Raw genomic sequence first — 24,476 nt, forward strand, 5'->3', positions numbered from 1 at the left:
AGCCTCACCTGTCCAAAGAATCGCGAAAATGCTGGCCTCCGGCTGGATTGGCGCCGCGTTTCAGCTATGAATCGGGGTCTAAAAATAATGATATTGAGAGAGGAGTGCCCGACATGAAATCATCTTCCCTTTGTGCTGCGCGATTTATGCGCACAACCGCGCTCGGTGTTTCGATCGCGATGGCCGTCGTTGCCGCGCCTGCCTTTGCCCAGGATGCGCCGACTGACGAAGCCGTCGACGACAGCGACAACACCCCGATCATCGTCACCGCGCAGGGACGCTCGCAGCTGCTTACCGACGTTCCGGTCGCGATTTCGGCGGTGACCGCCGAAACGCTACAGAACAGCGGCGCCAATGACATCCGCCAGCTCAACCAGCTCGCACCATCGTTGCTCGTCTCGTCGACCGGCTCGGAAGCCAATGGCTCGGCGCGTATCCGCGGTATCGGCACCGTCGGTGACAACCCCGGCCTCGAAAGCTCGGTTCCGGTCTTCATCGACGGCGTCTATCGCTCGCGTTCGGGCATCGGCCTAAACGAACTGGGCGAGATCGACCGCATCGAAGTGCAGCGCGGGCCGCAGGGCACGCTCGGCGGTCGCAACTCGTCGGCCGGCCTGATCAGCATCTATTCGAAAAAACCCAGCTTCGAATTCGGCGCCACGGGTGAGGTCACCTATGGCAATTACGATTATTGGCGCCTCGGCGGCAGCGTCACCGGACCGATCAGCGACACCCTCGCGGCGCGCATCGACGGCGTGTGGGTCAAGCGCGACGGATTCCTGCGCGATACAGCCAACAACCGCGACATCAACAATCGCGACCGCTATTTCGTCCGCGGCCAGTTGCTGTTCGAACCGACCGACGCCCTGTCGGTGCGGCTGATCGCCGACTACACCTCGCGCGACGAGGAGTGCTGCGGCGCGACCTATGTGAGCCCGTCGGTCAATCCCACGATCGGCAATCTCAACACCCCAAGCAGCCCGGGCGCAGGGGCGACCCCGACCACCAACAACATCATCAATGTGCTGCGTGACCTCGGCCAGCCGCTCGCGGCGTTCAACCAGGGCTATGACCGCAACATTTCGGTCACCCCGGGCCGCAGCTATGCCGGCAAGACCAAGGATTACGGTTTCTCGGGCCAGATCGATTATGATTTCGGCGGCGCGACGCTGACCTCAATCACCGGCTACCGCGAATATCGGTCGAGCCAGGCGGGCGACGTCGATTATGGCACCGTCGACATCCTCTATCGTGCCGACAGCGACGACGCTTATCGCCAGTTCCACACCTTCACCCAGGAACTGCGTCTGCAAGGCGAAGCCTTTGACGGCAAGCTCGACTGGCTGGTCGGCGGCTTTTACGCAAATGAAAAGCTGACGGTTCGCGACAATCTACGCTTCGGCACCCAATACGGCCGGTTCGCCGCCTGCCGCGTCATTTCGGGTGGCGGGCTTGCTGGTCTCTATGCCCCGACCCAGCCTGGCTGCGTTGCACAGGGTATCGGTAATTTGGCAGGCGTGGGCCGCAATACGATCCTTGGTGCCACCGGCACTTCCGGCCCCGACATCGTCGCAGCCTTTGCAGCGCTCGACGGCCTTAGCGACAAGGGCAGCATCAACGACCGCTATTTCCAGGAAGATAACAACTGGGCGCTGTTCACCCACAATATTTTCCACATCACCGATAAGCTCGATTTTACCTTTGGCGTGCGTTACACGAACGACAAGAAGAAGTTCGCGGCGACCTTTACCAACGACAACACGGTGTGCACGACGGTGCAGGGGCTGGTTCTCAACGATCTGACGACCACCACGGCCGGGACACCTGCCCAGATCGCCACCGCGCGCGCGCTTGCCGGCGCCCTCATCGGCCTCAGCTGTCAGGGCAATTCGACCGCCGAACTCAACAATGTGTCGATCAATGACAAGCGCAGCGAGGATGAGTTTACCGGCACCGCGATTCTGTCGTACAAACCGGTGGATGACCTGATGGTCTATGCCAGCTATTCGCGCGGCTACAAGGCAGGCGGCTTCAACCTCGACCGTTCGGCGCTCAAAGCTCCGATCCTGCCGTTTGCGGCATCGGGCGGGGCGCAGGCGCTGGTCAGTAACCTGCAGTTTGATCCCGAAACGGTGCACAGCTATGAACTGGGCGCCAAATATTCGAACGGCCCGTTCGGCATGGGCTTGACCTTCTTCCGGTCGGACTTTTCGAGCTTCCAGCTGAACACGTTTAACGGCACAGTCTTCCTGGTGCAAAACGTCAATGGGTGCGACAGCGACCTCGCTGGCGGCGACCGCGATCAGAGCAAGTTCACCGGCGCGCCGAACTACAACCCGGCGGCGGCTACGACCGGCGCCTGTGCGGCGGACGACGTGAGCTACGGCGTTCGTACGCAGGGCTTTGAACTCGAAGCCTCGCTCGTTCCGGCGCGCAGCTTCCGCATGACCGCGGGCCTGACCTATGCGAAAACGAAATATCGCAACGATCTGGTCGGCAATGATTCGGGCGCTCCGCTCGATCAGGCACTGCGCCTGCTGCCTGGCAACAACCTGTCGAACGCGCCCGAGCTGGTCGCGACCGGCAGCGTCGCCTGGACCCCAGACATCGGCAGCAGCGGCCTGACCGGCCTGGTCTATATCGATGGCCGCATGACCAGCGATTACAACACCGGTTCGGATCTGTTCCCGCAAAAGGCGCAGGACGGTTACGCACTGTTCAACGCTCGCATCGGCGTTCGCGGTCCCGACGATAAATGGGGCATCGAATTCTGGGGCCAGAATATATTCAACAAGCAATATGCCCAGGTCGCGTTCAACTCGCCGTTCCAGGAAGGCGGCACCTCGGCAACCACCGCCTTTGCAGACCCGCAGTATCCTGGCGGCCGTCAGATCTTCTCGCAGTTTCTGGCCGAACCGCGGACCTATGGCGTGACGCTGCGCGGCAAGTTCTAAACCGCGCGCATCGCTGAACAACGGGACCGCCCGCTTTCCACCAGGAAAGCGGGCGGTTTCTTTTTTCTGGCTTCTTTTCTCCACCACCCCATAGACTTGGCGCCATGTTCGCCATTGAATCGCTGCTCGTCAAAATTGCCCTGATCGGCGTGATCGGGATCGGCGCGCAGTGGGTGGCGTGGCGTACCGGCAAGCCCGCGATCGCACTGATGCTGGTCGCCGGGATTCTGGCCGGCCCGGTGCTCGGACTGATCGACCCCGAACGCGATTTCGGCGCGCTGCGCGAACCGATCATCAAGCTCGCGGTCGCGGTTATCCTGTTCGAAGGTGGGCTCAGTCTGAAATTCCGCGAGCTCCGGCAGGCCGGCGCCGCGGTGTTCGTGCTGGTCTTTATCGGCGTCCCCGTCGGCTGGGCGCTCGGCACCGCCGCGGCCTATTATGGCGCCGGCCTGCCGTTCGAGCTCGCGGCGTTGTTCGGCGGTATCATGGTCGTCACCGGCCCAACCGTGATCGCACCGCTGCTGCGCTCGCTCAACATTTCGCCGCGCGTCAAGAATATGCTGAAATGGGAAGCGATCGTGAACGACCCGATCGGCGCGCTGCTGGCGGTCGGAGTCTATAGCTATATCACCCATGGCGGCGCCGACGCGAACAGCGCCAGCATCGTCATCGACGTGGTCGCCGCCAGTACGCTGGCGATCCTGCTCGGCGGCGTGGTCGGCTTTGCGCTGACCTGGGCCTTTCCGCGCGGCTGGGTTCCCGAATATCTGAAGGCGCCGGTGCTGCTGACCACCGTCATCGCGGTCTTTGTCCTGTCGGACCTTGTCATGCACGAAACCGGTCTGATCACTGTCACTGTGATGGGCGTGGTGATGGCCAATCGCGAAACCTATTCCAGCCACATGCTGCGCCGGTTCAAGGAGGATCTGACCGTCCTGCTCGTGTCTGGCGTCTTCATCATATTGGCGGCGACACTGGATTGGGAGGTGGTGCAGAATTTCCAGCTGCGCTTTGTCATCTTCCTGTTGCTGCTACTGTTCATCGTCCGCCCGCTGACCATCATGATCGCGCTGCTGTTCACGCGCATCCCGTTCAAGGAGCGGCTGTTCGTCGCATGGATTGCGCCGCGCGGGATCGTCGCGGTCGCGGTGACCGGCCTGTTTGCGTTGCGCCTGTCCGATTATGGTTTCGCGGGTGCCGAGGCGCTGGTCCCGCTGGGTTTTGGCGTCGTCATCGTCACCATTTTTGCCCATGGCTTTACCGCTGCGGCCTTTGCCCGCTGGCTCGGGCTCGATCAGGGCAAGGGCGAGGGCGTGTTGCTGGTCGGCGCCAACAGCTGGACAATCGCCTTTGCCGAATTCATCAAGCGCCAAGACCGCGAGGTGCTGGTCGCCGACGCCAGCGTGCTGGCGCTGCGCCGCGCGCGGCGCGCCGACCTGCCCGTCCACCACGGCGACATATTGGACGAGGCGCACGACGACCATATCAACATGGGCCAGTTCCAACAGCTGATCGCCGCGACCGACAACGACAGCTACAACGCGCTCGTTTGCAGCGAGCTGGCGCCCGAGATGGGACATGATCGGGTCAGCCGGATGGTCGGCGCGTCGCGTTCGGGCAACCAGCGGCGTGGCCGCGTCTTTACCCTCGCCGGCACCCCGATCGAGGAACAGCTCGACCGGTTGCAGGCCGGGTGGACGTTCGGGCGCACCCGAATCACCGAGAAATTCCCCTATGCCAATTTCGTCGCGCGGATGAAGGCATCGGGCGGCGACAGCCTGGCGGTGGTGCGCGCGTCGGGCGAACTGGCAATTTTCACCACCCACCACCGGCCCAGCGTCGAGGCTGGCGATACAATCTGGACCTTTGTTCCGCCTGACGCGCCGAAACCACCGCCGCGAAAGACGGTGACCGGCGAGGAACCGGTCGCCTAAGACCTGACCTAGCGCGCCCGCGCCGCCTGGTGCGCAATGTCGGTCATCAGCTTGCGGAACAGGACGCCGCCCGGCGTCCCCGATGATTTCAGCGCACGTTCGCAGTCGAGCAGGCGGCTCATCAGCCGCGCGACGCGCACCGAATCCCAGATCCGCAGCTGCGCCGTGACCGCATCGCGCTCTTTCCAGAAAATGCCGCTGGTGCGCGCCGCGACGACGGTCGCCGGATGCGCCCCGGCATCGACTTCGGCGCGCAGCCGCGCCAATGCCATGGCGCGGATCGCCAGCGCACGGATGATACGGATTTCGGCCACGCCGACCGCCGTCGCTTTGGCCAGCATCGCGGGCAGGTCGCGCACCTTGCCGCCCAAGGCGACATTGATGCATTCGCTGACATCCTCCTCGTGCGTCGCAGCGCCCAGCGCGGCAATGTCGGCGGCGGCGACCTGGCGCTGGCGATCCGCGCCGGCGTCCAGATAAAGCGCCATCTTCTCGATCTCGCGCCGCATCAACGCCTGATCGCCCGAGACCAGATCGACGAGCAATTGCGCCTCGGCATTGGCCAACCGCAACCCCTGTTCCTCCGCCGCACCCATCGCGATCCCGATCAGCGCACGGCGATCGGGCTGATAACAGATCGCCGCGGCGGCATGCGCCGACCCTTCGACCAGCTTGACCAGTTTCGACTTGGCGGTGACCGATGCGCCGGTGGCGATCACGGGATTGATCACGGTGTCGGCGGCCAGCAGCGCCTCAACCGCGGCCAGGCTGTCGTCGCCGCTGCCGCCGATCTCCAGCCGGATGACCCGGCTCGGCGAAAAAAGCGACATCGATGCAGCTTCGGCAGCGAGCAGCGAGGGATCCTGCGCGATTTGCGATCCCGACAGGTCGACCCGTTCGGCGTCCTTGCCGGCAAGGCCGATCAAATGGCTTGCGACCGCCGCCATCGTCGCCTCGTCCGGGCCGGTCAGCAGCGTGAAACGAACGACGGGATCAAGCCGCGCGAGGCGTTCGAGGTCGGATGGTTTGACCGCCTTCATCGCCCGTTACGGCGTCGGCGCGGGCGTTTCGGTCGGCGTTTGGCCGCCACCGCGATCGGCATACACCGCGAGCCGCGTCACGATCTGGTCGGCAACCCCCGAGGCGAGTCGTTCGAGCACCGAACTTTCTGCGGCGATCGTCGCATATTCGCTGCCCACGACGTCGATTCCGGCATCCTGCGCCGCGGTCGCATCGAGCAGCACCTCGCCCGACGCAGCGTCGACCAGCTGATAGCGCGCGCGCAAGGTGCGGCGTTCGCGTGTCACCGCATCATCGGCGCGAACGCCAAAGCCGGTGATCGAATCCTCGAGCCGGACGTCGAGTCGCAAGCGTTTGCCCGCGCCCCGGCCCGCCTGCGTCGCCTGGAACCGGTCACGCAGCGCGTTGCGCACGAGCCACCCCGAATGGCCCTCGATCGGCGCGACATCGACATCGGCGAGCACCGTCGCCACCGCACCCCGGCTGCCATTGGCGTATAGGGGACGTAAACCGCAGCCGCCGACAAGCAGCGACGCGGCGACAAGCGAGGAGTTGAAGAGGTTACGCATATTGCACAATGACGACCCTTAGTCCGTTCGTGTCGAGCGAAGTCGAGACACCCCGAAGGCACGCACAAACGATAGGCATCTCGACTTCGCTCGATGCGAACGGAAGCGGGGAGATGCGTTTGAAAACATCTAGAGAACAATATTCACCAAACGGTCGGGGACCACAATGACCTTCTTCGGCGCGCTACCGCCGAGCAGTTCCGCAATCCGCGGGCGCGCGAGTGCCGCGGCCTCGATTGCGTCCTTGTCGAGACCTTTGGCGAGGGTCATCGTATCGCGCAATTTGCCCGCCATCTGGATGGCGATCGTCACTTCGTCATCGACGAGTAGCGCGGGATCGGCAGCGGGCCAGGCGGCATCGGCGACCATATCGGTCGTGCGCTGCGCTGCGGGCAGTGCGGCCCAGGCTTCCTCGGCGAGATGCGGAAGCATTGGTGCAATGAGCAGGATCAGGGTGCGGCATGCCTCGGCGCGGGTGGCCGAAGGCTTCGCTTTCTCGATCTCGTTGGCGAGCGCGTGGATTTTCGCGACCGCTTTGTTGAAACCAAGCGCCTCGACGTCGGTCGCGACCCCCGCGATGGCTTGGTGCAGCTTGCGCGCCAGACCCTTGTCTTCCGATCCGTCACCGACATTTTCGGTGTCGCCGAACAACCGCCACAGCCGCTGGACGAAGCGCCATGCACCCTCGATCCCCGCTTCACTCCACGGCAGGTCGCGCTCCGGCGGGCTGTCGGACAGCATGAACCAGCGCGCGGCGTCGGCGCCATATTGATCGAGGATCGCGTCGGGATCGACGACATTCTTCTTCGACTTCGACATCTTGATCACGCGGCCAACATCGACCGGTGCACCGTCGCCGGTCAGCGTTGCGCCATCACCGCTGCGCTCGATCTCGTCGGGCGTGAAATAGAGCGGCGGCAGGCCTTCGCCCTGATCGCGGCTGTAGGTTTCGTGCGTCACCATGCCCTGCGTGAACAGGCTGGCGAAGGGTTCGACGATATCGATCATTCCCATCTTGTGCAGCGCGCGTGTCCAGAAGCGCGCATAGAGCAGGTGGAGGATCGCATGCTCGATGCCGCCGATATATTGATCAACGGGCAGCCAGCGGCGGATCACTTCGGGATCGAAGGGCTTGTCCGACGGCGAACTCGCGAAACGCAGGAAATACCACGACGAGTCGACGAAGGTGTCGAGCGTATCGGTTTCGCGCACCGCATCGCCGTTGCAGGTGGGGCAATGGACGTGCTTCCACGTCGGATGGCGGTCGAGTGGATTGCCGGGAACCGAGAAATCGACATCCTCGGGCAGCACCACCGGCAACTGCGCCTTTGGCACCGGTACGGTGCCGCAGGTGTGGCAGTGGATGAACGGGATCGGGGTGCCCCAGTAACGCTGGCGCGACACGCCCCAGTCGCGCAACCGCCATACGGTGGTGCCCTTGCCCCAGCCTTCATGTTCGGCGCGCGCGACAATCGCGGCCTTCGCCTCGTCGATGCTCATGCCGTCGAGGAAATGACTGTTCACCAGCTTGCCGGGGCCGGTGTAGGCCTCGTCGCCGGTGAAATGCTGTGCGGTCTCGTCGCCGTCGGCGATCACGCGGTGGACCGGTAGCGCGTATTTGTGCGCGAAATCGAGGTCGCGCTGGTCGTGCGCCGGGCAACCGAAAATCGCGCCTGTGCCATAATCCATCAGCACATAATTGACGACCCAGACCGGCAGGTGCAGCGCCGGGTCGAGCGGATGTTCGACCGACAGGCCGGTGTCGAAGCCGAGCTTTTCGGCGGTCTCCAATTGCTCCGCCGACGTGCCTTGGCGACGGCACTCTTCAATGAACGACGCCAGTTCGGGCGCGTCTTTCGCGAGGCTTTCGGCGATCGGATGGTCGGGCGAGATCGCCGCGAAACTCGCGCCATACAGCGTGTCGGGGCGCGTTGTGAAGACGTCAAACCCGGGAGCGCCGCCGGCAAGCTTGAAACTGAATTCCAGCCCCTGCGACTTGCCGATCCAGTTTTCCTGCATCAGCCGGACCTTGTCGGGCCAGCCGTCAAGGCTGCCCAATCCTTCGAGCAGTTCGTCCGCAAAGTCGGTGATCTTCAAAAACCACTGCGACAGCTTTTTCTTTTCGACCAGCGCGCCCGACCGCCAGCCGCGGCCGTCGATCACCTGCTCGTTGGCGAGCACGGTCATGTCGACCGGGTCCCAGTTGACGTAACTTTCCTTGCGCGTCACCAGCCCCGCGGCGAACAGGTCGAGGAATAGCGCCTGTTCCTGGCCATAATAATCGGGCTCGCAGGTCGCGAGTTCGCGGCCCCAATCGATCGCGAGACCGAGGCGTTTCAGCTGGCCGCGCATCGACGCGATATTGGCACGGGTCCAGCCGCTCGGATGCACACCATTTTCCATAGCGGCATTTTCGGCCGGCATGCCGAACGCGTCCCAGCCCATCGGGTGGAGCACGTCGTGGCCGGTCATCCGTTTGAAGCGCGCCAGCACGTCGCCCATCGCATAGTTGCGGACATGCCCCATATGGATGCGCCCCGAGGGATAGGGGAACATCTCGAGGATATAGGCCTTGGGCTTGTCAGCCGTGTCGGTGGTGGCAAAGCTGTTCGCCGCCTCCCACGCCGCTTGCCAGCGGGCGTCGGCGGCGAGGGCGCCAAAGCGCGGTTCGCGGGTCATTCGTCGGTTACCCCGTTTGTCTGTTTGTCGGCGCGAGCCCGCGCCGCCGGATTAGCCCTCGATGGCGCTGCGGCGCAAATCACGAGCGCGGGTGAGGATGATTTCCTCCAGCTTTTGCACGGTCGCCGCCTGCACCGGCGCATCGACCCAAGTGCCGCCCTGCGCCACCTGACGCGACGCAGCGACGCGCAGCGCATCGGCGCGCAAGTCGCGGTCGAGGATCGAAACCGTCACCTTCATCCGCTCGCCGGGATTGCCCGGGTTCGCATACCAGTCGGTGATGATCACGCCGCCCGACGAATCAGCCTGCAGCAGTGGCATGAACGATAAGGCATCAAGCGAAGCGCGCCACAAATAGCTGTTCACGCCGATCGTCGTGACCTGCGATGCGGCAAGATCGGCGCGCGGCCGGTCTTTGCTGGCGCAGGCCGAAAGCCCGAGCGCCGCGAGCCCGAGCAGCGCGAACGCGACCGGACGGCGACCGCGCGAAGCAAGGACGGAAAGCTGGGACATGCCGATAACACCTTATCTTTTTTGGGCGCCGCCGGATCGCTTGATCCGCGCCGCGCAGAACGGAATTGCCAGCGTCTCTATCGCCCTTGCCGCCGTCGGGCAAGCGCGGCAATTCCGGCTTTGTCCTGGTTCAGATTCTGGTCAGAATCGCGAAGCAGTGTGACGATCGCGCAACAATCTCGGTCAAAAACGGTTTTGCTGTAATAATTTGCTCGGATTCACTGGCAAAATCACGATGGAGAGCCTATCTCCTGAATCACTTGGGGTTGGAGTCGCAGGGCTATGACGCGGAAACCGCGACATTTTTGGAAGGGCAGTCTCACCGCTTTGGCGGTGGTTTCGCTTGCCTTGCCGCCTGCTCTCGCCGCGATGTCGCGGTCTGAAGGCAGCCGCGACACCGAGCTGTCCGATACCCTGCTTGGCCAATTCACCCCCGCGTCGGGCGACCCGCGCCTGATTGCGCGCTACGCCAAAATGTCGGCGGAACAACGCCGCAGCTTCAGTTTCACCCCCGCGCTCACCGATGAAAGCCGCAAGAACCGCGCGATCACCGTCGTGATTCGCGCCCGCGACGACGCATCGAGCGCCGCGCGCACCTCCGCCATCGCCGCCGGCCGCACCGCGCCGGTCGCAATCACCCCGGTTGCCTATAATCTGGGCGCGTCGGTCGGGTTCGAGAAATTCGTCACCCCCACGCTGCCGCGCGGCACCGACTTGCGCAACCTGCCGGTCGCCAAGGCGCCCGAACAGGCCGAAAAGAAGTCGCGCTTCGCAACGCGGATGATCAATCGCCCGGCCGACCCGAGCGGCGCCACCGACCGCATCACCGCACCCGGCGATGCCGCCGCCGTCGATGTCGTCAGCAGCTATCGCCTGACCAAGAATATCGATGTGACCGCCGGCGTCCGCTATCGCAGCGACGACCGCGTCGAACCGCTGACCGACACCCGCCGCGACAGCCAAGCCGTCTATGTCGGAACCGCATTCCGTTTCTGACGCGTCCGGCGCTTCGTCGCCGCTTTTTCCCATGCATCGATCGCCGCCCAACCGGGTCTGATTCCGCTCGTTCGGCGGTTCAGTGTCCGCGCCCGCGCAGCCGTCATCCCGCCCAGCGCCATGGGCTGTACCCCCGCCAAGCGCGCCAGCCGCAGCCATGCGGCCGGGCCGAGCGCCGCGGCATCTGGGTGTGAGCGCGTCGGATATAGCGGCGAGATGAAGACGCCGTCGGCCCCCGCCCGGCGGGCGCGGCGCGCCTCTTTCGCGCCGTGAACCGGCATCGTCAGCAGCAAGCCCAATCGCCGCGCCTGCCCCGCATGGCGTAGGTCATGTTGGCGCAGATGAATTCCGTCGGCGCCCCAACGGCGGGCCATATCGGGCTTTCCAGCGAGCAATATCGTCAGACCGCGTGATCGCGCCGTCCGCGTCAGCCGCCGCAGCAGGCGCCAGCGGGCGCCGGCAGCCAAGCCGTCATGGCGCAGGACGATCCCGCTGCCCGGCGGCAGCATCGCCGCCAGCTGGACGATTCCGACCGCCAGCCGTTCATCGCTGAACAGCCATTGCTGCGGCAGGGGGTGGCGTCGGACCATCGCCCTTCCTATAGGCGCGTCGCGGGCGCACGCAACGCGCCGGGATGGGAAGAGTGATGAGCGACGCGGCGGACAGACTGACCGAAGTACGGGCGAAGATCGCCGATGCAGCCACGCGCGCGCAGCGGCGCGCCGACGACATCTGCCTGATCGCCGTGTCAAAGACGCACGATGCCGCCGCGATCCGCCCGCTGATCGCTGCTGGTCAGCGTCACTTTGGGGAGAACCGCGTGCAGGAAGCGGCCGCAAAATGGCCCGAACTGCGTGCTGAAACTCCCGATATTGTCCTGCACCTGATCGGCCAGCTGCAATCGAACAAGGCCGAAGAAGCGGTGGCGTTGTTCGACTCGATCCATTCTGTCGATCGCTCGTCGCTCGTGCAGGCGCTCGCAAAGGCCAGCGAAAAGGCGGGCAAGCAGCCACAGCTGTTCGTGCAGGTGAATATTGGCGACGAAGACCAGAAAGGCGGCTGCGCCGTCGCCGACCTCCCGGCACTGCTAACCGAAGCCAAAAACGCGGGACTGACGATCGACGGCCTGATGGCAATCCCCCCCGCCGATATCGAACCCGCACCGTTTTTCGCGCTGCTCGACGAACTAGCCGAGCGAAACAGCTTGCCGGAGCGCTCGATGGGGATGAGCGGCGATTATGAAACCGCAGTGATGCTTGGCGCAACGCATGCGCGCGTCGGGACGGCGCTTTTCGGGGTGCGGGGGTAAACCGACCGCTAGCGACCGGTTTCGGTCCTACAAGTTCGTCATCCCGGACCTGATCCGGGATCCATTTGCCCCCGAGGCATCGCGCGGTGCGGGCGGTCATGGACCCCGGATCAAGTGCAGGGTGATGAAATCATGATCTCTGTCTCCCGGCATCAAAGCCGCGCTTTGGTGCCCTATTGATACTCCACCGTCACCGGAATCCGTCCGCGATAATCGCCGTCGTCCAGTCCCGCGATCTGCAGCCGGCCGCCGAAGCGGAACTGGAGGCGGCCGTCGGCGCCGAGCCGCGGCGATGCCGACAGGTCGGTGACCAGACCGGTGACGCGTGCGGTGCGGCCATAGCCGCCCTCTAGGTCGACCGTGGCGGGCAGAATAACGCGCACTTCGGCGCCGGGTTCGCCGCGCACCGTGACGACTCCGGTGAGGGCAAAGCCGCCGAGGTCGACGACGTCGCCGCGCACACGGCGCGCGCCCGACACCGGATCGACTTCAATCTCGCCGCCCATCGCGCCGACCGCGACACGGCCCATATCGAGCTGGGTTTCGACTTCCACGCGCAGCGGCACCTCGGCTTTACGCACCGTGGTGCCTGCCGCCTGGTCCGGCGCGCAGAGCAGGCACTGCGCCGCTGCGGAGGGGGCGCCAGCGACGGCCAGCATAAATCCAAGAAAAACGCGCAGTTTCACAGCATAACTATAGCCCTGCCATGGTTAAGCTGCGGTAAAGTCGGTGCAGCGCTAATCGCTGGCCAGCCCCCCTCTTTTCGGCCACATGTGCGCGATGACCACATCCCCGCCGTCCCCCCGGCTGAACGCCCTCGCCACCGCGGTGCCGGGACATGATATCCATCATGCTTTTATCGACTGGGCGACACCGCGCATCGCCGACGAGCGCCTGCGCGCGATCTTTACCCGGATGACGACCCGGTCGGGGATCGACCATCGCTGGTCGGTGCTGCCGCCCACATCGAATGGCGGTTCGCCGGTCGCGGTCGGCGGATTCTACGACGTCCCCGGGCTGCCGCCGACGTCGGTGCGGATGCGGGCCTATGCCGACCATGCCCCCGATTTGGCAATGCAGGCCATCGCGAAGCTGGGTGATGCGTTCGATCCGGCGCGGATCACGCATATCGTCGTCGCGAGCTGCACCGGCTTCGTCGCACCGGGGATCGACCAGATCCTTGCCCGACGGCTCGGACTGTCGTCGACGGTCGAGCGGGTGTTGATCGGCTTTATGGGCTGTTATGCCGGGGTCACCGCGCTGCGCACCGCGCGGCATATCGTCCGGTCAGAGGCGGATGCCGCGGTGCTGGTGGTCAGTGTCGAATTGTCGACGCTGCATCTGCAACTCGAAGATGCCCCCGAACCGCTGCTCGCGATGCTGCAGTTCAGCGACGGCGCTGCGGCCGCGATGGTGTCGACCGATCCGACCGGTTTCGAACTCGGCGCCGGGGCAAGTCTGGCGCTTGAAGACAGCGCCGAGCTGATCCGCTGGGACATCGGCGACACCGGTTTTGCGATGCAGCTGTCGGGCGAGGTGCCGGGACGGCTGCGCGAGGCGTTGTCCGCAGCCGGGGTGCGCGAGCAATTGTTCGGCCCGGGCGATCCGCCGCCGCTGCTCGCGGTCCATGCCGGTGGCCGGTCGGTGCTCGACGCGGTCGAATCGGCGCTCGGCGTCGCGGCTGAAGCGCTTTCCGACAGCCGCGCGGTGCTCGCCCGCTTCGGCAATATGTCGTCGGCAACGATCCTGTTCGTGCTGGCCGACATGATGGCACGCGGTGCGACCGGCGAGGGGATCGCCATCGCTTTTGGCCCCGGCCTCGCCGCCGAGGCGATCCGCTTCAACGCACCATGAATCCGTTTATCAGCCTTCGCGCGCCGATCGACGCCGAGGAGGAAATGGACGCCGCCGAGCTGGCGCCCGCGCGCTACGCCCGCGTACTCGCCGACCTGTCGCGGATCAACGCGCTGACGTTGGCGGCGCGGCCGACCCTGGGCTTTCTGGATCGCGTCGCGGCACACGGCGCCGGCGACCGGCCGTGGCGCATTCTCGATGTCGGGTTCGGTAGCGGCGACATGCTGGCCCGAATCGCGCGCTGGGGGAGGCAGCGCGGCATCGCGCTTGATCTGGCGGGGGTCGATCTCAACCCGAAAAGTCTGACGGTGGCCGAAGCGCGGCTGAGCGGCCAGGCGCGGCTGGTCGCGGGCGACTATCGCGATCTAGCAGGGCAGGGGTGGGACATCATCCTGTCGAGCTTGGTCACCCACCATATGAGCGGCGGTGAGCGCACCGAATTTCTGCGCTTCATGGACAGCGAGGCGGCGCGCGGCTGGCTGGTCAACGACCTCGACCGCCAGCGCCTGCCCTTTGCCGGCTACCCGCTGCTTGCGACGCTCGCCTTCGTCGATCCGATCGTTCGCCGCGACGGCCAATTGTCGGTCGGTCGCAGTTTTCGCCGCGCTGAATGGCAGGAAATGCTGACAGACGCCTTGCCTGACACCGCCGCGCGCGCGCGTATCTTCCGCAGTTTTCCTTATCGGCTGTGCGTCGAGCGGATCCGATGACCGATGCGATCGTCATCGGCGCAGGACCCGCCGGAACCGCAGCGGCGATCGGACTGGCGCGCGCCGGTGCCAAAGTGCTGTTGCTGGAACGAACGCGCGAAACCGGCGACGCGTTGTGCGGCGGGTTTTTGAGCTGGCAGTCGCTGGCGCGGCTCGACGCGCTGGGCATCGACCGCGCCGCGCTGGGCGGGCAGGCGGTGCGCAGCGTACGGCTGATCGCAGGATCGAGGCGCAGCGAGACGATGTTGCCGCAAGCCGCGATGGGGGTGTCGCGCCGCCGCCTCGATTCGGTGTTGCAGGCGGTGGCCGTGGCGGCGGGAGCAGACATGCAGCGCGGCGTTCATGCGACGGGCGCGGACGATGGGGCCGTGCTGACCCGCGACGGGGCGCGGCTGATGGCGTCGTCGCTGTTTCTGGCGGCGGGCAAGCACGGATTTCGCGGCCAATCGCGCGACCCCGCGCGTTGGCAACAGCGCGATCCGGTGATGGGGCTGCGACTGCGCTTGCCCCAGCATAGCGCGCTCGACCGGCTGATCGGTGACGCGGTCGAGCTTCATTTGTTCGACCGTGGCTATGTCGGGCTGGTGCGGCAGGAGGATGGCAGCGCCAACCTGTGCCTGGCCACCCACAAATCGCGGCTCGACGAAGCGGGCGGTGACCCTGCCCATCTGCTACACGCCCTTGGCGCCGCGCATCCGATGCTCGGCGAGCGATTGGCGTTCGCCGACTGGTCGCGCCCGATCGATGCGATCGGGCATGTTCCTTATGGCTGGCGCACCGCCGACACGGCGCCTGGGCTGTTCCGGCTCGGTGACCAAGCAGGCGTGATTCCCAGTCTGGCAGGCGAGGGCATGGGTCTGGCGCTGGCCAGCGGTGATGCAGCGGTCGGAGCCTGGCGGGCTGGCGGCGCCGACGCCGCACCGGGTTTTCAGCGCGCGCTCGCGGCGCGCATGGCCCGGCCCTTTACCATCGCGAGCGCCGTTTGGCGCACCGGAGAGAATCCACACACAGCGGGCGTGTTGACATCGTTGGCGGCATCCTTTCCGTCACTGGTCCGCTGGGCCTCGCGGGCGACCCGGATCGGCGACGCGTGAGGCCGCCCCCTTGCCGCACCCCCTTGCGACATCCTGGTTTCGTTCCGATATTGTCAGTCACCGCTGCGCCGCCGACGATCGGCCCCGGCTTTAGGAGAAATCCATCATGACCGACCCGAACACCGACAAACCGCTCGACCCGATGGCGCACCATGTGCTGCGCGAAGGCGGCACCGAACGCGCCTTCACCGGTAAATACACCGACCATAAGGGCGATGGTATGTACCGCTGCGCCGGGTGCGGCGAGCCATTGTTCGACAGTCGCACCAAATATGACAGCGGCTCCGGCTGGCCGAGCTATACGGCGCCCGCCGAAGGCAGCGCGGTGGCTGAACTCACCGACAGCAGCCACGGCATGGTCCGCACCGAAGTGCGCTGTGCAAAATGCGAGGGCCATCTGGGCCATGTCTTCCCCGACGGTCCCGGGCCGACGGGGCTGCGCTATTGCATCAACAGTGCAGCGCTTGACTTCGAGGGTCGCGCACCGGAAGAGGCTGAGACCGGCGAAGGTTGAGACCAGCCGCACCGGTTTGACGCATCAGGGGCGACGCGAGGGAAGGAACACGGGCTTTGCGCCGCGAAAGAAAGCAGGCTTCGTCGAATAATTCGTCATCGTCCAGCAAGCGCAGCGGCACGTCCGACGACGCGCCGTCGCGCTTTCGTGTCTGGGTACGGCGGCTGTTTCGCTGGGGCTTGGGACTCGCTGTCGTTGGCCTTGTCGCTCTGGCGGTGGCGGTCGGCATCGCCGTGCAGCGCATGCCGAGCTTCGAAGAACTCAAAAAATCGCCGGCCGGCCAGACGATCCGCGTCCGCGCCGCCGATGGCACGGTCTTTTTGTCGATCGGCCCGAATTACGGTCGCTGGCTGACGCTGCGCGAAACGCCGCAGGTGATGCAGGACGCGATGGTCGCGGTCGAGGACCGGCGCTTTCGTTATCACCCCGGGCTCGATCCGGTGGGAATGGCGCGCGCGGCGGCGGTCGCAGTGAAAAATCGCGGCAGCGGGCGGCGTCTGCAAGGCGCGTCGACGATCACCCAGCAACTGGCGCGCAACGTATTTCTGTCGAACAGCTATGACTTCCGCCGCAAGGCGCGCGAAATGATCCTTTCGCTGGCGCTCGAATGGAAGTTTTCGAAGGACGAGATCCTCGAACTCTATCTGAACAAGGTTTATTTCGGCGGCGGCAGCTATGGCATCGATGCGGCTTCGCGCCGCTTTTTTGGCCATAGCGCGACCGAAATGTCGCTGTCCGAGGCCGCAGTGGTCGCGGGACTGGTCAAGGCGCCGTCGCGCTATTCGCCGACCGCCGATGCCAGCGCCGCGCTCGGCCGCGCCGGGGTCGTGCTGAGCGTGATGGTCGACGCCGGGGTGATCACCCAGAGCCAGGCCGACAGCGCCAAGCCCGCCGACGTCAAGCTGGCGCAGGAAACCGGACAGAACAGCGCGCGCTATTTCAGCGACTGGGCGCTGCCGCAGCTCGATCTGCTGATCGACGAGGGCAGCGAAGCCCTCGACGTTTACACCACCATCGACCTGGGCATGCAGCGCGCCGCGACCGCATCGATCCAGGCGAACACCCCGCGCGGGGTGCAGGGCGCGCTGGTGTCGCTCGACCGCGACGGCGCGGTACGCGCGATGGTCGGCGGCACCGACTATGTGACGTCGAACTACAACCGCGCGACACAGGCGATGCGTCAGCCAGGATCGGCGTGGAAGCTGTTCGTCTATATGGCAGCGCTCGAGGCCGGGTATAAGGTTGACGATCCGGTGGTCGACGAACCGGTGACGATCAACGGCTGGTCGCCGCGCAACTCGTCGGGGCGATTCGCTGGCGCGATGGATTTGCGCAGCGCCTTTGCCTATTCGGTCAACACCGTTGCGGCGAAGCTGGGCGACGAAGTCGGCTTTTCATCGGTCGCCAACATGGCGCGGCGGTTCGGTATCACCACCCCGATCAACACCCACCCGTCGATGGTGCTGGGCAGCGCCGAAGTGCGGGTGATCGATATGACTGCCGCCTTTGCTGCGGTGTCGCGCGGTGGGGTGTCCGTACAACCCTATGGAATCACCAAGGTGACGACTGCGGACGGCCGCCTGCTTTATCAGCGACCCGCCGAGCGCGGCCAGGTGCTGGTCGATAATTGGGTTGCCGCGGGAATCACCGACCTGCTGCAAACCGCGGTCAACACCGGTACCGGCCGCGCCGCGCAGATCGGCCGCCCCGTCGCGGGCAAGACCGGCACGACGACGAGCAACAAGGACGGCTGGTTCCTGGGCTTTTCGAGCGGGCTGACGACGGGCGTGTGGATGGGCCGCGACGATGCCAAGGCGGTTGGCGGGCTGCAGGGCGGCCGCGCACCCGCGCAGGCGTTTGCCGATTATATGCGCGTTGCGGTGGCGCGGCGCCCGGTCGAGGCGTTCGACACCGACGTCAAGCTTCCCGACTGGCAGCTAGAGGACGAAGGCGAGGCCTATATGGGCGAGCCTGGCGAGGGCGGGCTGGTCGATGACAATGGTATGCCGATCGAATTGCCTTATGATATGCGTCCACCCGAAGAGGCTGCACCGCCGCCGCCAGAAGATGGCCCGGTGCTGAATCAGCAGTGGATCGAAGAACAGACCGGGCGACGGGGTCCGAACGACAGCGGCGCGGCGCCCAAAAATGGGGCGACGCCGAAAGGGGCGCCGCCGGTCGTCAAAGTCCCGGCAACCCGCCCCCAACCTCCCGATATCGACGAAGGTTAAGCGGCGAAGCGGTAGCGGTGGAGACCGCGCCCTTCGCGGCGGAGCCACGCGCGCGCCGCAGCGACGTCGCCGTCGTGCAGCGCGTCGACAAGCGCATGAAAAGCCGGGCCATGATCCATATGTTCCAGATGCGCGACCTCGTGCGCCACCGTCGCGCGCCGGACATGGTCGGGCGCCATCACGAGCCGCCAGCTGTAGCGCAGATCACCGTCATGGGTGCAGCTGCCCCAGCGGCTGCGCGGATCGCCGACCCCGACGCGGCCGACCGCTAACCCGGCGTGCGCCGCCAGCGCGCGGCTCTCGCGTTCCATCAGGGTGAGCGCCTGCCCTTTCAACCAGCGCTCGACCCGGCGCCCGACCGTTTCAGCAGGGCCGCCGACGCGCAGCGCCCCGGGTACGACGGCGATCGCGCGCGGCGCCGCCTGATCCCATTCGATCCGGCGATCGATGCCAAGAAACGGCACCGACGCGCCGGGACCGACGATCACCGGCAATGCCGCCTTGCCGACCTGTTCGGCCAGCCATGCCTGTTGCTCGCTGGCCCATTTCAGCGCGGCGCGGACATTGGTCCGGCGCGGGACGGTTAGCCGCAACTGGCCGCGCGCCGCATCGAAGACCAGCCGGTATCGCCGCGATTGGGCATGCTGGACGACGCGCACCGGCCACGCGTCATCGCCGACCCAGATGTGCGGCGCCTCAGCGCGCGAATCAAACCACGCGTTCGACAAGGTGATTTTCCAGCGGCCCGGCGAGATTCTCGCTGACCGTCCAGCCGGCGATCGACTGGCCGACGCGGTGAACGGCATCGCGGTCGCCGCAGACCAGATAATGCCATTCGGGCAAAGGTTCACCCTCGGCGCGCAGGCGGTAAGCGCATGTCTGCGGCAGCCATTCGATATCGGCGACCTTGGCCTTGGTCAGCGTCAGGCAATCGGGAACGTGGCGGCGGCGATGCTTGTAATCGCCGCAGCGCGCGGTCGCGAGATCGAGCAGGCGGCACGCAACGTTGGTCGGATATATCCGGCCCGTATCCTCATCCTCGATCTTGTGCAGGCAGCATTTGCCGCAGCCGTCGCACAACGCCTCCCACTGGCCCGCGTCGAGACTGGCGAGCGGCGCTTCCCAAAAGGGGCGTGGCGCCGCCGCTCCGGTCACTTGACCCATTTCGCCAGATCGGCGGCGACCGCGGCGGGCGCGCCTTCATCGCCCTCGGTTGAAGGGTCGTCGAGCGGCAACAGCGCAAGCGGCTTGCCCGCCGGATCCATCAGAAAGGCGAGCTGGCTGTGCGCCATCAGATAGCGATCGGGGGCCGAACCATCGACCTTGTGATAGGTCACGACATAGGCCTTCGCGACGGTGGCAATCTGTTCGGGGGTGCCGGTCAGCCCGAGCAGGCGCGGATGATAGCGCGCCACGAACGGCTTGAGCGCCGCGGGGGTGTCGCGGGCGGGATCGACGGTTATAAACAAAGGCGCAACCTTGGCACCGCGGGCGGGATCGGATTTTTCGAACTGCGCCAGGCCGCGCATCAGTTTTTGCAGATCGACCGGACAGATGTCGGGGCAAAAGCTGTAGCCGAAATAGACAAGCCGATATTGCCCGGCAAAATCACTGTCGCGGACCGTCCGGCCGTCCTGATCGGTCAGGGTGAAGGGACCGCCGATGCGCGCGCCTTCGAGCGGCGGGGCGGCCGGCGGCGCTTCGGCGGCACCATTGCATCCCGTCAGCATCGTGCCCAAAGCAACGATCAGGCTTGCGCGGGCAAGCTTTTGTCCCATATTCGCGATATTCATCATGAGGCCAGCCTTGGTCGGCTAGCTCGTGAAAATCAACCATTCTCGTCGCGACGCCGCGCCGGTTCTTGCCAAGGGTCACCCAGATCATGTTTCGACGCGCGGAGTTCCGCCTCGCCTTCCTCCTCCTCGCTGTCGTCGCGGTCGCAGGCCTTGCTCACAGTCCGGCGTGGGCGCAGTTCCGCGGCGGCTTTGCCTTTCTGCAGGCGGTCGACGGCCGCGACGGGACCAAAGCGACCGATGCGTTGAAGGGCGATGCGTCGCTGATCAACACCAAGCATCCCGACACCGGCGAGACCGCGCTGATCATCGTGACCAAACGCCGCGACGCCACGTGGTTGCGCTGGCTGCTGGGCAAGGATGCAGATCCGACGATCGGCGACAAACAGGGCATGACGCCGCTGATGCACGCCGCGTTGCTCAACATGACCGACGGCGCCGAGGCATTGCTGGACGACAAGGCACCGGTCGACCAGACCAACCGGCGCGGCGAAACCGCGTTGATCCTCGCGGTGCAGACCAAAAATGTTGCGATGGTCCGCCTGCTTGTCCGGCGCGGCGCCAACCCTGACAAGGCGGACCACGCCACCGGCATGAGCGCGCGCGGCTATGCCAAGCGCGACGACCGCACGGGACAGATCGTCGCCATCCTCGAGGCGAAAACCGATGGGCCAGCCCGCGATCTGGGGCCAAGCTTCGGCCCCAATTGATCAGTACAATGTGATATCGTGATTGACATTCACATCACAGTGTGAGACTGCCTTGTCATGTCCACACAACTGATCGATCGCATCCGCTCCATCGTCGACGACGGCAGCATGTCCCGCTCTGGCCTCGCGCGCGCTGCAGGTCTTCATGCCAACAGCCTGCGCGACCTCGATTCGCCCGGCTGGAATCCGACCGCCGAAACCTTGCGCAAGCTGGAAGACTGGATTGCGCACGGCAGCGACCTGTCACCGATGGCGACGCCCGAAGAAATCATCGCCGAGGCGCGCAACGGCCGCATGTTCATTCTGGTCGACGACGAGGATCGCGAAAATGAGGGCGACCTGGTCATCCCGGCGCAGATGGCGACCCCCGACGCGGTCAATTTCATGGCGACCCACGGCCGGGGGCTGATCTGCCTGACCCTGACCAAGGCGCGCGTCGACCAGCTCGGGCTCGAATTGATGAGCCGCCAGAACGGCACCCGGCACGAAACCGCCTTCACCACGTCGGTCGAGGCGCGCGAAGGGGTGACCACCGGCATTTCTGCCGCCGACCGCGCCCGCACCGTGTCGGTCGCAATCGACGCCAGCAAAGGTCGCGACGACATCGTCACCCCCGGCCATGTCTTCCCCTTGATCGCGCGCGACGGCGGCGTCCTGGTGCGCGCCGGCCATACCGAAGCGTCGGTCGACATCGCTCGGCTCGCTGGACTCAACCCGTCGGGCGTGATCTGCGAGATCATGAACGACGACGGGTCCATGGCGCGGCTCGACGATCTGGTCCCCTTCGCGCGGCGCCATGGGCTGAAGATTGGCACGATCGCTGATCTGATCGCGTACCGCCACCGCAACGACCGGTTGGTCGAATGTGTGTCCGACGAACCGTTCGAATCGGATTATGGCGGCGACTGGCGGCTGAAATCCTATCGCAACAAGATCGACGGCAGCATCAATCTGGTGCTGCAAAAAGGCCCGGTCGATCCCGACGGGGTAACGCTGGTCCGCATGCACCCGGTGTCGATCTTCGACGATATTATGGGGCGCCCGGGGCCAAAGAAGCGGCGCCTGCAACGCTCGATGGAAGCTGTCGGCGAAGCCGGTTCGGGTGTCATCGTCATGCTGATGCGCCCGTTGCCCGGATCGACGGCCGCCGACGAAATCCCGCCGCCCACTGGCGGCATGGACCTGCGCACGTACGGCATCGGCGCCCAGATCCTCGCCGACCTGGGCGTCCACGCGATGGAGTTGCTGACCCCATCACACAACAATCTTGTCGGGCTGGAGGGCTATGGCCTGTCGGTCGTCGGCGAACGCTCAATCCCCGGGGAGGCCGCATAATGGCGCATGTATTGATCGTCGAAGCCCGTTTCTATTCGCAGCTCAACGACATGCTGCTCGACGGCGTGCGCAGCGCGCTCGAGGCTGGTGGGCATAGTCATGAGACGGTGACCGTTCCAGGCGCGCTCGAGGTTCCGGCGGCGATCTCGCTCGCCGTCGATACCGGTCGCTATGACGCCTTTGTCGCGCTCGGGGTGGTGATCCGCGGCGAAACCTATCATTTCGAGGTCGTGTCGAATGAAAGCGCGCGCGGCATCATGGCGCTGACGCTCGACGGTGTCGCGATCGGCAACGGCATCCTCACGGTCGAGAATGACGAACAGGCGCTTGCGCGCGCCGACAAGACGCGCAAGGATAAGGGCGGCGAAGCGGCAAAGGCCGCGCTCGCCATGCTGGCCCTGAAGGAACAATTCGGCATTGGTTGATCGCCCACCCCCCAGCCGTTTTTCCGTCGTCGAGCGCGGCGGTCGGCTGGTGGTGATCGACAAGGAAACCGGCCAGACCCCGCTAAGCGCCGCCGAGCGCATGGACCTTCACGACCGCAAGCTGGGTATCGAACCGATCCGGCCCGCACGGACGAGCAACGCCAGCGCGCCCGACATGTCGGCGGCCGCCCGCGCCGAATCGGGGCTGAGCGCACGGCCCGCGCCTGTCCAACAAGCGACGAAGCCGGCCGCAACGCCCCCGAAACCGACGAGCAATGACCGGATGGCCGCCGCAGTCGCCGCGCGGAACAAGCGGCCGTGGAACTCGCAGCCCACCGACCGCCCGGCGCTCAAATCCAATCAGGCGCCGACACAGGCCGCGAGCCGCCCCGCGCCGCAGGCCGCCGGCGGCGGGCGCAAGACGATCGTCACCGGCAAATGGTGGGATGCAAAAGGCCCGCGCACGATCGAGCTGGGGGCCAAGGGTCAAAAGGTGCTGAGCAGCAGTTTCGTCACCCTGTTCTTTGTCGTGGCGATTGCGGCGATCGCGGCGCTGTTCATCGAGCCGGTCGTTTTCTTCGTCGGCGGTTTCCTGCTGTTCCGCTTCGGCGGCAACATATTGGGGCCGATCGGCGCGGGCATTGTCGACAAGGCGCTTGCCGAAAACGGCTAGCGGATCCCCCCCATCGCGTTGCGACAGGGAGGATTCGAGCCCGTTACGCGTTCACCAGCGCCGGATAGTCGGTGTAGCCTTCGGCGCCCGCCGAATACCAGGTCTGCGGATTGTCGGCCGACCATTCGGCGCCGCTCTGGATGCGTTCGACCAGATCGGGATTGCCGATATAGGGCCGGCCAAAGGCGATTGCGTCGGCCAGCCCGCTTTCCAGTGCGGCCTCGGCCTTGGCCAGGTCGTAGTCGCTGTTGAGGATCAACGGCCCCTTGAACACCTGACGAATCGCGGGTGACTGCTTTGGAACGTCGGTGCTGCCGAAGGTGCCGTCAGGACCGGGTTCGCGCAGTTCGAGGAAGCCGATACCCAGCGCATCGAGCGCGGCGGCGGCGGCGGTGAACAGGGGTTCCGGATTGCTGTCGTCGACGCCCTGCGAACTGCCATTGGGCGACAGACGGACCGAGACGCGGTCGGCGCCCCAGATGCCGATCAGCGCTTCGGTGGCTTCGCGCAGCAGGCGGATACGGTTTTCGACCGAACCGCCATAATCGTCATCGCGCAAATTGCTGTTGTCGCGCAGGAACTGGTCGATCAGATAGCCGTTGGCGCCGTGGAGCTGGACCCCATCGAAGCCGGCGCGCTTCGCATTCTCGGCGGCCTTGGCGTAATCGGCGATCAGGCGCGGAATCTCTGCAAGCTCAAGCGGGCGCGCGACTTCGAGATCGCGGCGACCGACCGGCGTATGCGCCCGGCCCTCGCCTTGCGTTGCCGAAGCCGACACCGGCGGCTTGCCATCGTTGAACACCGAATGGACCAGGCGGCCCATGTGCCACAGCTGCGCGACGATGCGCCCGCCAGCCGCGTGAACGGCGTCGGTCACCGGTTTCCAGCCTTCGACCTGCGCGTCGGTCCATAGCCCAGGCGCCGACGGCCACCCCAGGCCTTCCTGCGAAATACCGGTCGCTTCCGAAATGATCAGGCCCGACGACGCGCGCTGGCGATAATATTCGACCGCAAGTTCGGTGGGAACGAAACCGGGGCCGGCGCGGCCGCGGGTCAGCGGCGCCATGATGATGCGGTTCGGCGCCGCGATGGCGCCCAGCTTGATCGGGTCTAAAAGCGATACGGCCATAAATCCTCCACGTCCTAAATTCCGCGCGACGACC

General features: G+C 65.5%; 24 protein-coding genes. 14 read left to right on the forward strand and 10 right to left on the reverse strand.

From position 1 onward, the window contains the following. The first annotated feature begins 146 nt into the window (after window positions 1-146). Both ACQY6T_RS13460 and ACQY6T_RS13465 read left to right on the forward strand, forming a co-directional pair. Complete coding sequence (locus ACQY6T_RS13460; RefSeq protein ID WP_428631453.1) at window positions 147-2,954, forward strand: TonB-dependent receptor; 2,808 nt, start codon at window positions 147-149, stop codon at window positions 2,952-2,954. A 104-nt stretch (window positions 2,955-3,058) separates the two neighbouring features. Beyond that, complete coding sequence (locus tag ACQY6T_RS13465) at window positions 3,059-4,888, forward strand: cation:proton antiporter (protein WP_428631455.1); 1,830 nt, start codon at window positions 3,059-3,061, stop codon at window positions 4,886-4,888. Between the two features lie 8 nt (window positions 4,889-4,896). Here ACQY6T_RS13465 and holA read toward each other — a convergent pair whose 3' ends face one another. The 4 genes from holA to ACQY6T_RS13485 all read right to left on the reverse strand — a co-directional run bounded on the left by holA (window position 4,897) and on the right by ACQY6T_RS13485 (window position 9,669). Further along, the gene (holA, locus tag ACQY6T_RS13470) at window positions 4,897-5,928 is read right to left on the reverse strand and encodes a DNA polymerase III subunit delta (RefSeq protein WP_428631456.1); all 1,032 of its coding nucleotides are present in this window, start codon (window positions 5,926-5,928) and stop codon (window positions 4,897-4,899) included. A 6-nt stretch (window positions 5,929-5,934) separates the two neighbouring features. Then, entirely contained in the window at window positions 5,935-6,477 is a 543-nt protein-coding gene (lptE, locus tag ACQY6T_RS13475) for an LPS assembly lipoprotein LptE (protein WP_428631458.1), read from the reverse strand. A 129-nt stretch (window positions 6,478-6,606) separates the two neighbouring features. Beyond that, window positions 6,607-9,156, reverse strand: coding sequence for a leucine--tRNA ligase (leuS, locus tag ACQY6T_RS13480; RefSeq protein ID WP_428631461.1), 2,550 nt, complete (start codon window positions 9,154-9,156; stop codon window positions 6,607-6,609). A gap of 51 nt (window positions 9,157-9,207) precedes the next feature. Next, on the reverse strand, window positions 9,208-9,669 hold the full coding sequence (locus ACQY6T_RS13485) for a DUF3576 domain-containing protein (protein WP_428631463.1): 462 nt from the start codon (window positions 9,667-9,669) through the stop codon (window positions 9,208-9,210). 86 nt (window positions 9,670-9,755) lie between these two features. On the opposite strand from ACQY6T_RS13485, the gene ACQY6T_RS13490 reads away from it, so the two are divergent. Both ACQY6T_RS13490 and ACQY6T_RS13495 read left to right on the forward strand, forming a co-directional pair. Continuing rightward, complete coding sequence (locus tag ACQY6T_RS13490; protein ID WP_428631465.1) at window positions 9,756-10,052, forward strand: hypothetical protein; 297 nt, start codon at window positions 9,756-9,758, stop codon at window positions 10,050-10,052. Continuing rightward, a complete protein-coding gene (locus ACQY6T_RS13495; RefSeq protein WP_428631467.1) occupies window positions 10,039-10,665 on the forward strand; it encodes a hypothetical protein in 627 nt (208 codons plus the stop codon). The genes ACQY6T_RS13490 and ACQY6T_RS13495 overlap by 14 nt, the downstream gene beginning before the upstream one ends. On the opposite strand, the gene ACQY6T_RS13500 is transcribed toward ACQY6T_RS13495, so the two are convergent. After that, complete coding sequence (locus tag ACQY6T_RS13500) at window positions 10,638-11,255, reverse strand: thiamine phosphate synthase (protein WP_428631470.1); 618 nt, start codon at window positions 11,253-11,255, stop codon at window positions 10,638-10,640. The genes ACQY6T_RS13495 and ACQY6T_RS13500 overlap by 28 nt on opposite strands. A 56-nt stretch (window positions 11,256-11,311) precedes the next feature. Here ACQY6T_RS13500 and ACQY6T_RS13505 point away from each other — a divergent pair, with 56 nt between their 5' ends. Continuing rightward, a complete protein-coding gene (locus ACQY6T_RS13505; RefSeq protein ID WP_428631472.1) occupies window positions 11,312-11,974 on the forward strand; it encodes a YggS family pyridoxal phosphate-dependent enzyme in 663 nt (220 codons plus the stop codon). A 173-nt stretch (window positions 11,975-12,147) separates the two neighbouring features. Here the strand turns inward: ACQY6T_RS13505 and ACQY6T_RS13510 are convergent, their stop codons facing one another. Further along, window positions 12,148-12,633, reverse strand: a complete 486-nt coding sequence (locus tag ACQY6T_RS13510; protein WP_428631474.1) for a DUF4402 domain-containing protein — start codon at window positions 12,631-12,633, stop codon at window positions 12,148-12,150. Window positions 12,634-12,745: 112 nt separating this feature from the next. On the opposite strand from ACQY6T_RS13510, the gene ACQY6T_RS13515 reads away from it, so the two are divergent. From ACQY6T_RS13515 to ACQY6T_RS13535, 5 genes are all read left to right on the forward strand, one after another. Next, complete coding sequence (locus tag ACQY6T_RS13515; protein ID WP_428631475.1) at window positions 12,746-13,828, forward strand: type III polyketide synthase; 1,083 nt, start codon at window positions 12,746-12,748, stop codon at window positions 13,826-13,828. Further along, window positions 13,825-14,538, forward strand: a complete 714-nt coding sequence (locus ACQY6T_RS13520; protein ID WP_428631476.1) for a methyltransferase domain-containing protein — start codon at window positions 13,825-13,827, stop codon at window positions 14,536-14,538. Before ACQY6T_RS13515 ends, ACQY6T_RS13520 begins: the two co-directional genes overlap by 4 nt. Then, window positions 14,535-15,632: an NAD(P)/FAD-dependent oxidoreductase gene (locus ACQY6T_RS13525; RefSeq protein WP_428631477.1), complete on the forward strand. Its 1,098-nt coding sequence runs from the start codon at window positions 14,535-14,537 to the stop codon at window positions 15,630-15,632. Before ACQY6T_RS13520 ends, ACQY6T_RS13525 begins: the two co-directional genes overlap by 4 nt. 106 nt (window positions 15,633-15,738) lie before the next feature. Further along, entirely contained in the window at window positions 15,739-16,146 is a 408-nt protein-coding gene (msrB, locus tag ACQY6T_RS13530) for a peptide-methionine (R)-S-oxide reductase MsrB (RefSeq protein WP_428631479.1), read from the forward strand. Window positions 16,147-16,202: 56 nt separating this feature from the next. Further along, on the forward strand, window positions 16,203-18,377 hold the full coding sequence (locus ACQY6T_RS13535; RefSeq protein WP_428631481.1) for a transglycosylase domain-containing protein: 2,175 nt from the start codon (window positions 16,203-16,205) through the stop codon (window positions 18,375-18,377). Here ACQY6T_RS13535 and ACQY6T_RS13540 read toward each other — a convergent pair. From ACQY6T_RS13540 to ACQY6T_RS13550, 3 genes are read right to left on the reverse strand one after another with little or no spacing between them, the layout of a single operon-like run. Beyond that, entirely contained in the window at window positions 18,374-19,105 is a 732-nt protein-coding gene (locus ACQY6T_RS13540) for a M48 family metallopeptidase (protein ID WP_428631483.1), read from the reverse strand. The genes ACQY6T_RS13535 and ACQY6T_RS13540 overlap by 4 nt on opposite strands. Next, a complete protein-coding gene (locus ACQY6T_RS13545; protein WP_428631485.1) occupies window positions 19,086-19,541 on the reverse strand; it encodes a YcgN family cysteine cluster protein in 456 nt (151 codons plus the stop codon). Before ACQY6T_RS13545 ends, ACQY6T_RS13540 begins: the two co-directional genes overlap by 20 nt. Then, window positions 19,529-20,173, reverse strand: a complete 645-nt coding sequence (locus ACQY6T_RS13550; RefSeq protein ID WP_428631487.1) for an SCO family protein — start codon at window positions 20,171-20,173, stop codon at window positions 19,529-19,531. The genes ACQY6T_RS13545 and ACQY6T_RS13550 overlap by 13 nt, the downstream gene beginning before the upstream one ends. 86 nt (window positions 20,174-20,259) lie before the next feature. On the opposite strand from ACQY6T_RS13550, the gene ACQY6T_RS13555 reads away from it, so the two are divergent. The 4 genes from ACQY6T_RS13555 to ACQY6T_RS13570 are packed head-to-tail and all read left to right on the forward strand — an operon-like array spanning window position 20,260 to window position 23,313. Further along, window positions 20,260-20,880, forward strand: coding sequence for an ankyrin repeat domain-containing protein (locus ACQY6T_RS13555; RefSeq protein WP_428631488.1), 621 nt, complete (start codon window positions 20,260-20,262; stop codon window positions 20,878-20,880). Window positions 20,881-20,937: 57 nt separating this feature from the next. After that, window positions 20,938-22,215: a 3,4-dihydroxy-2-butanone-4-phosphate synthase gene (gene ribB, locus ACQY6T_RS13560; RefSeq protein WP_428631490.1), complete on the forward strand. Its 1,278-nt coding sequence runs from the start codon at window positions 20,938-20,940 to the stop codon at window positions 22,213-22,215. Next, complete coding sequence (gene ribH / locus ACQY6T_RS13565) at window positions 22,215-22,640, forward strand: 6,7-dimethyl-8-ribityllumazine synthase (protein WP_428631491.1); 426 nt, start codon at window positions 22,215-22,217, stop codon at window positions 22,638-22,640. The genes ribB and ribH overlap by 1 nt, the downstream gene beginning before the upstream one ends. Continuing rightward, window positions 22,633-23,313 (forward strand): hypothetical protein, encoded by a 681-nt coding sequence (locus ACQY6T_RS13570; protein WP_428631493.1) that lies wholly within the window; start codon window positions 22,633-22,635, stop codon window positions 23,311-23,313. Before ribH ends, ACQY6T_RS13570 begins: the two co-directional genes overlap by 8 nt. A 43-nt stretch (window positions 23,314-23,356) precedes the next feature. Here the strand turns inward: ACQY6T_RS13570 and ACQY6T_RS13575 are convergent, their stop codons facing one another. After that, on the reverse strand, window positions 23,357-24,442 hold the full coding sequence (locus tag ACQY6T_RS13575; RefSeq protein ID WP_428631494.1) for an alkene reductase: 1,086 nt from the start codon (window positions 24,440-24,442) through the stop codon (window positions 23,357-23,359). Window positions 24,443-24,476 lie beyond the last annotated feature (34 nt).

The organism is Sphingopyxis sp., assembly GCF_965279725.1.
Classification (GTDB): Bacteria; Pseudomonadota; Alphaproteobacteria; order Sphingomonadales; family Sphingomonadaceae; genus Sphingopyxis.

What these genes read in the sequence shown, in the direction of transcription:
- ACQY6T_RS13460 (WP_428631453.1), top strand. Translation starts at nt 147, where the DNA reads ATGCGCACAACCGCGCTCGGTGTTTCGATCGCGATGGCCGTCGTTGCC.
- ACQY6T_RS13465 (WP_428631455.1), top strand. Translation starts at nt 3,059, where the DNA reads ATGTTCGCCATTGAATCGCTGCTCGTCAAAATTGCCCTGATCGGCGTG.
- holA (WP_428631456.1), bottom strand. Translation starts at nt 5,928, where the DNA reads ATGAAGGCGGTCAAACCATCCGACCTCGAACGCCTCGCGCGGCTTGAT.
- lptE (WP_428631458.1), bottom strand. Translation starts at nt 6,477, where the DNA reads ATGCGTAACCTCTTCAACTCCTCGCTTGTCGCCGCGTCGCTGCTTGTC.
- leuS (WP_428631461.1), bottom strand. Translation starts at nt 9,156, where the DNA reads ATGACCCGCGAACCGCGCTTTGGCGCCCTCGCCGCCGACGCCCGCTGG.
- ACQY6T_RS13485 (WP_428631463.1), bottom strand. Translation starts at nt 9,669, where the DNA reads ATGTCCCAGCTTTCCGTCCTTGCTTCGCGCGGTCGCCGTCCGGTCGCG.
- ACQY6T_RS13495 (WP_428631467.1), top strand. Translation starts at nt 10,039, where the DNA reads ATGTCGCGGTCTGAAGGCAGCCGCGACACCGAGCTGTCCGATACCCTG.
- ACQY6T_RS13500 (WP_428631470.1), bottom strand. Translation starts at nt 11,255, where the DNA reads ATGGTCCGACGCCACCCCCTGCCGCAGCAATGGCTGTTCAGCGATGAA.
- ACQY6T_RS13505 (WP_428631472.1), top strand. Translation starts at nt 11,312, where the DNA reads ATGAGCGACGCGGCGGACAGACTGACCGAAGTACGGGCGAAGATCGCC.
- ACQY6T_RS13510 (WP_428631474.1), bottom strand. Translation starts at nt 12,633, where the DNA reads ATGCTGGCCGTCGCTGGCGCCCCCTCCGCAGCGGCGCAGTGCCTGCTC.
- ACQY6T_RS13515 (WP_428631475.1), top strand. Translation starts at nt 12,746, where the DNA reads ATGTGCGCGATGACCACATCCCCGCCGTCCCCCCGGCTGAACGCCCTC.
- ACQY6T_RS13520 (WP_428631476.1), top strand. Translation starts at nt 13,825, where the DNA reads ATGAATCCGTTTATCAGCCTTCGCGCGCCGATCGACGCCGAGGAGGAA.
- ACQY6T_RS13525 (WP_428631477.1), top strand. Translation starts at nt 14,535, where the DNA reads ATGACCGATGCGATCGTCATCGGCGCAGGACCCGCCGGAACCGCAGCG.
- msrB (WP_428631479.1), top strand. Translation starts at nt 15,739, where the DNA reads ATGACCGACCCGAACACCGACAAACCGCTCGACCCGATGGCGCACCAT.
- ACQY6T_RS13545 (WP_428631485.1), bottom strand. Translation starts at nt 19,541, where the DNA reads ATGGGTCAAGTGACCGGAGCGGCGGCGCCACGCCCCTTTTGGGAAGCG.
- ACQY6T_RS13550 (WP_428631487.1), bottom strand. Translation starts at nt 20,173, where the DNA reads ATGATGAATATCGCGAATATGGGACAAAAGCTTGCCCGCGCAAGCCTG.
- ACQY6T_RS13555 (WP_428631488.1), top strand. Translation starts at nt 20,260, where the DNA reads ATGTTTCGACGCGCGGAGTTCCGCCTCGCCTTCCTCCTCCTCGCTGTC.
- ribB (WP_428631490.1), top strand. Translation starts at nt 20,938, where the DNA reads ATGTCCACACAACTGATCGATCGCATCCGCTCCATCGTCGACGACGGC.
- ribH (WP_428631491.1), top strand. Translation starts at nt 22,215, where the DNA reads ATGGCGCATGTATTGATCGTCGAAGCCCGTTTCTATTCGCAGCTCAAC.
- ACQY6T_RS13575 (WP_428631494.1), bottom strand. Translation starts at nt 24,442, where the DNA reads ATGGCCGTATCGCTTTTAGACCCGATCAAGCTGGGCGCCATCGCGGCG.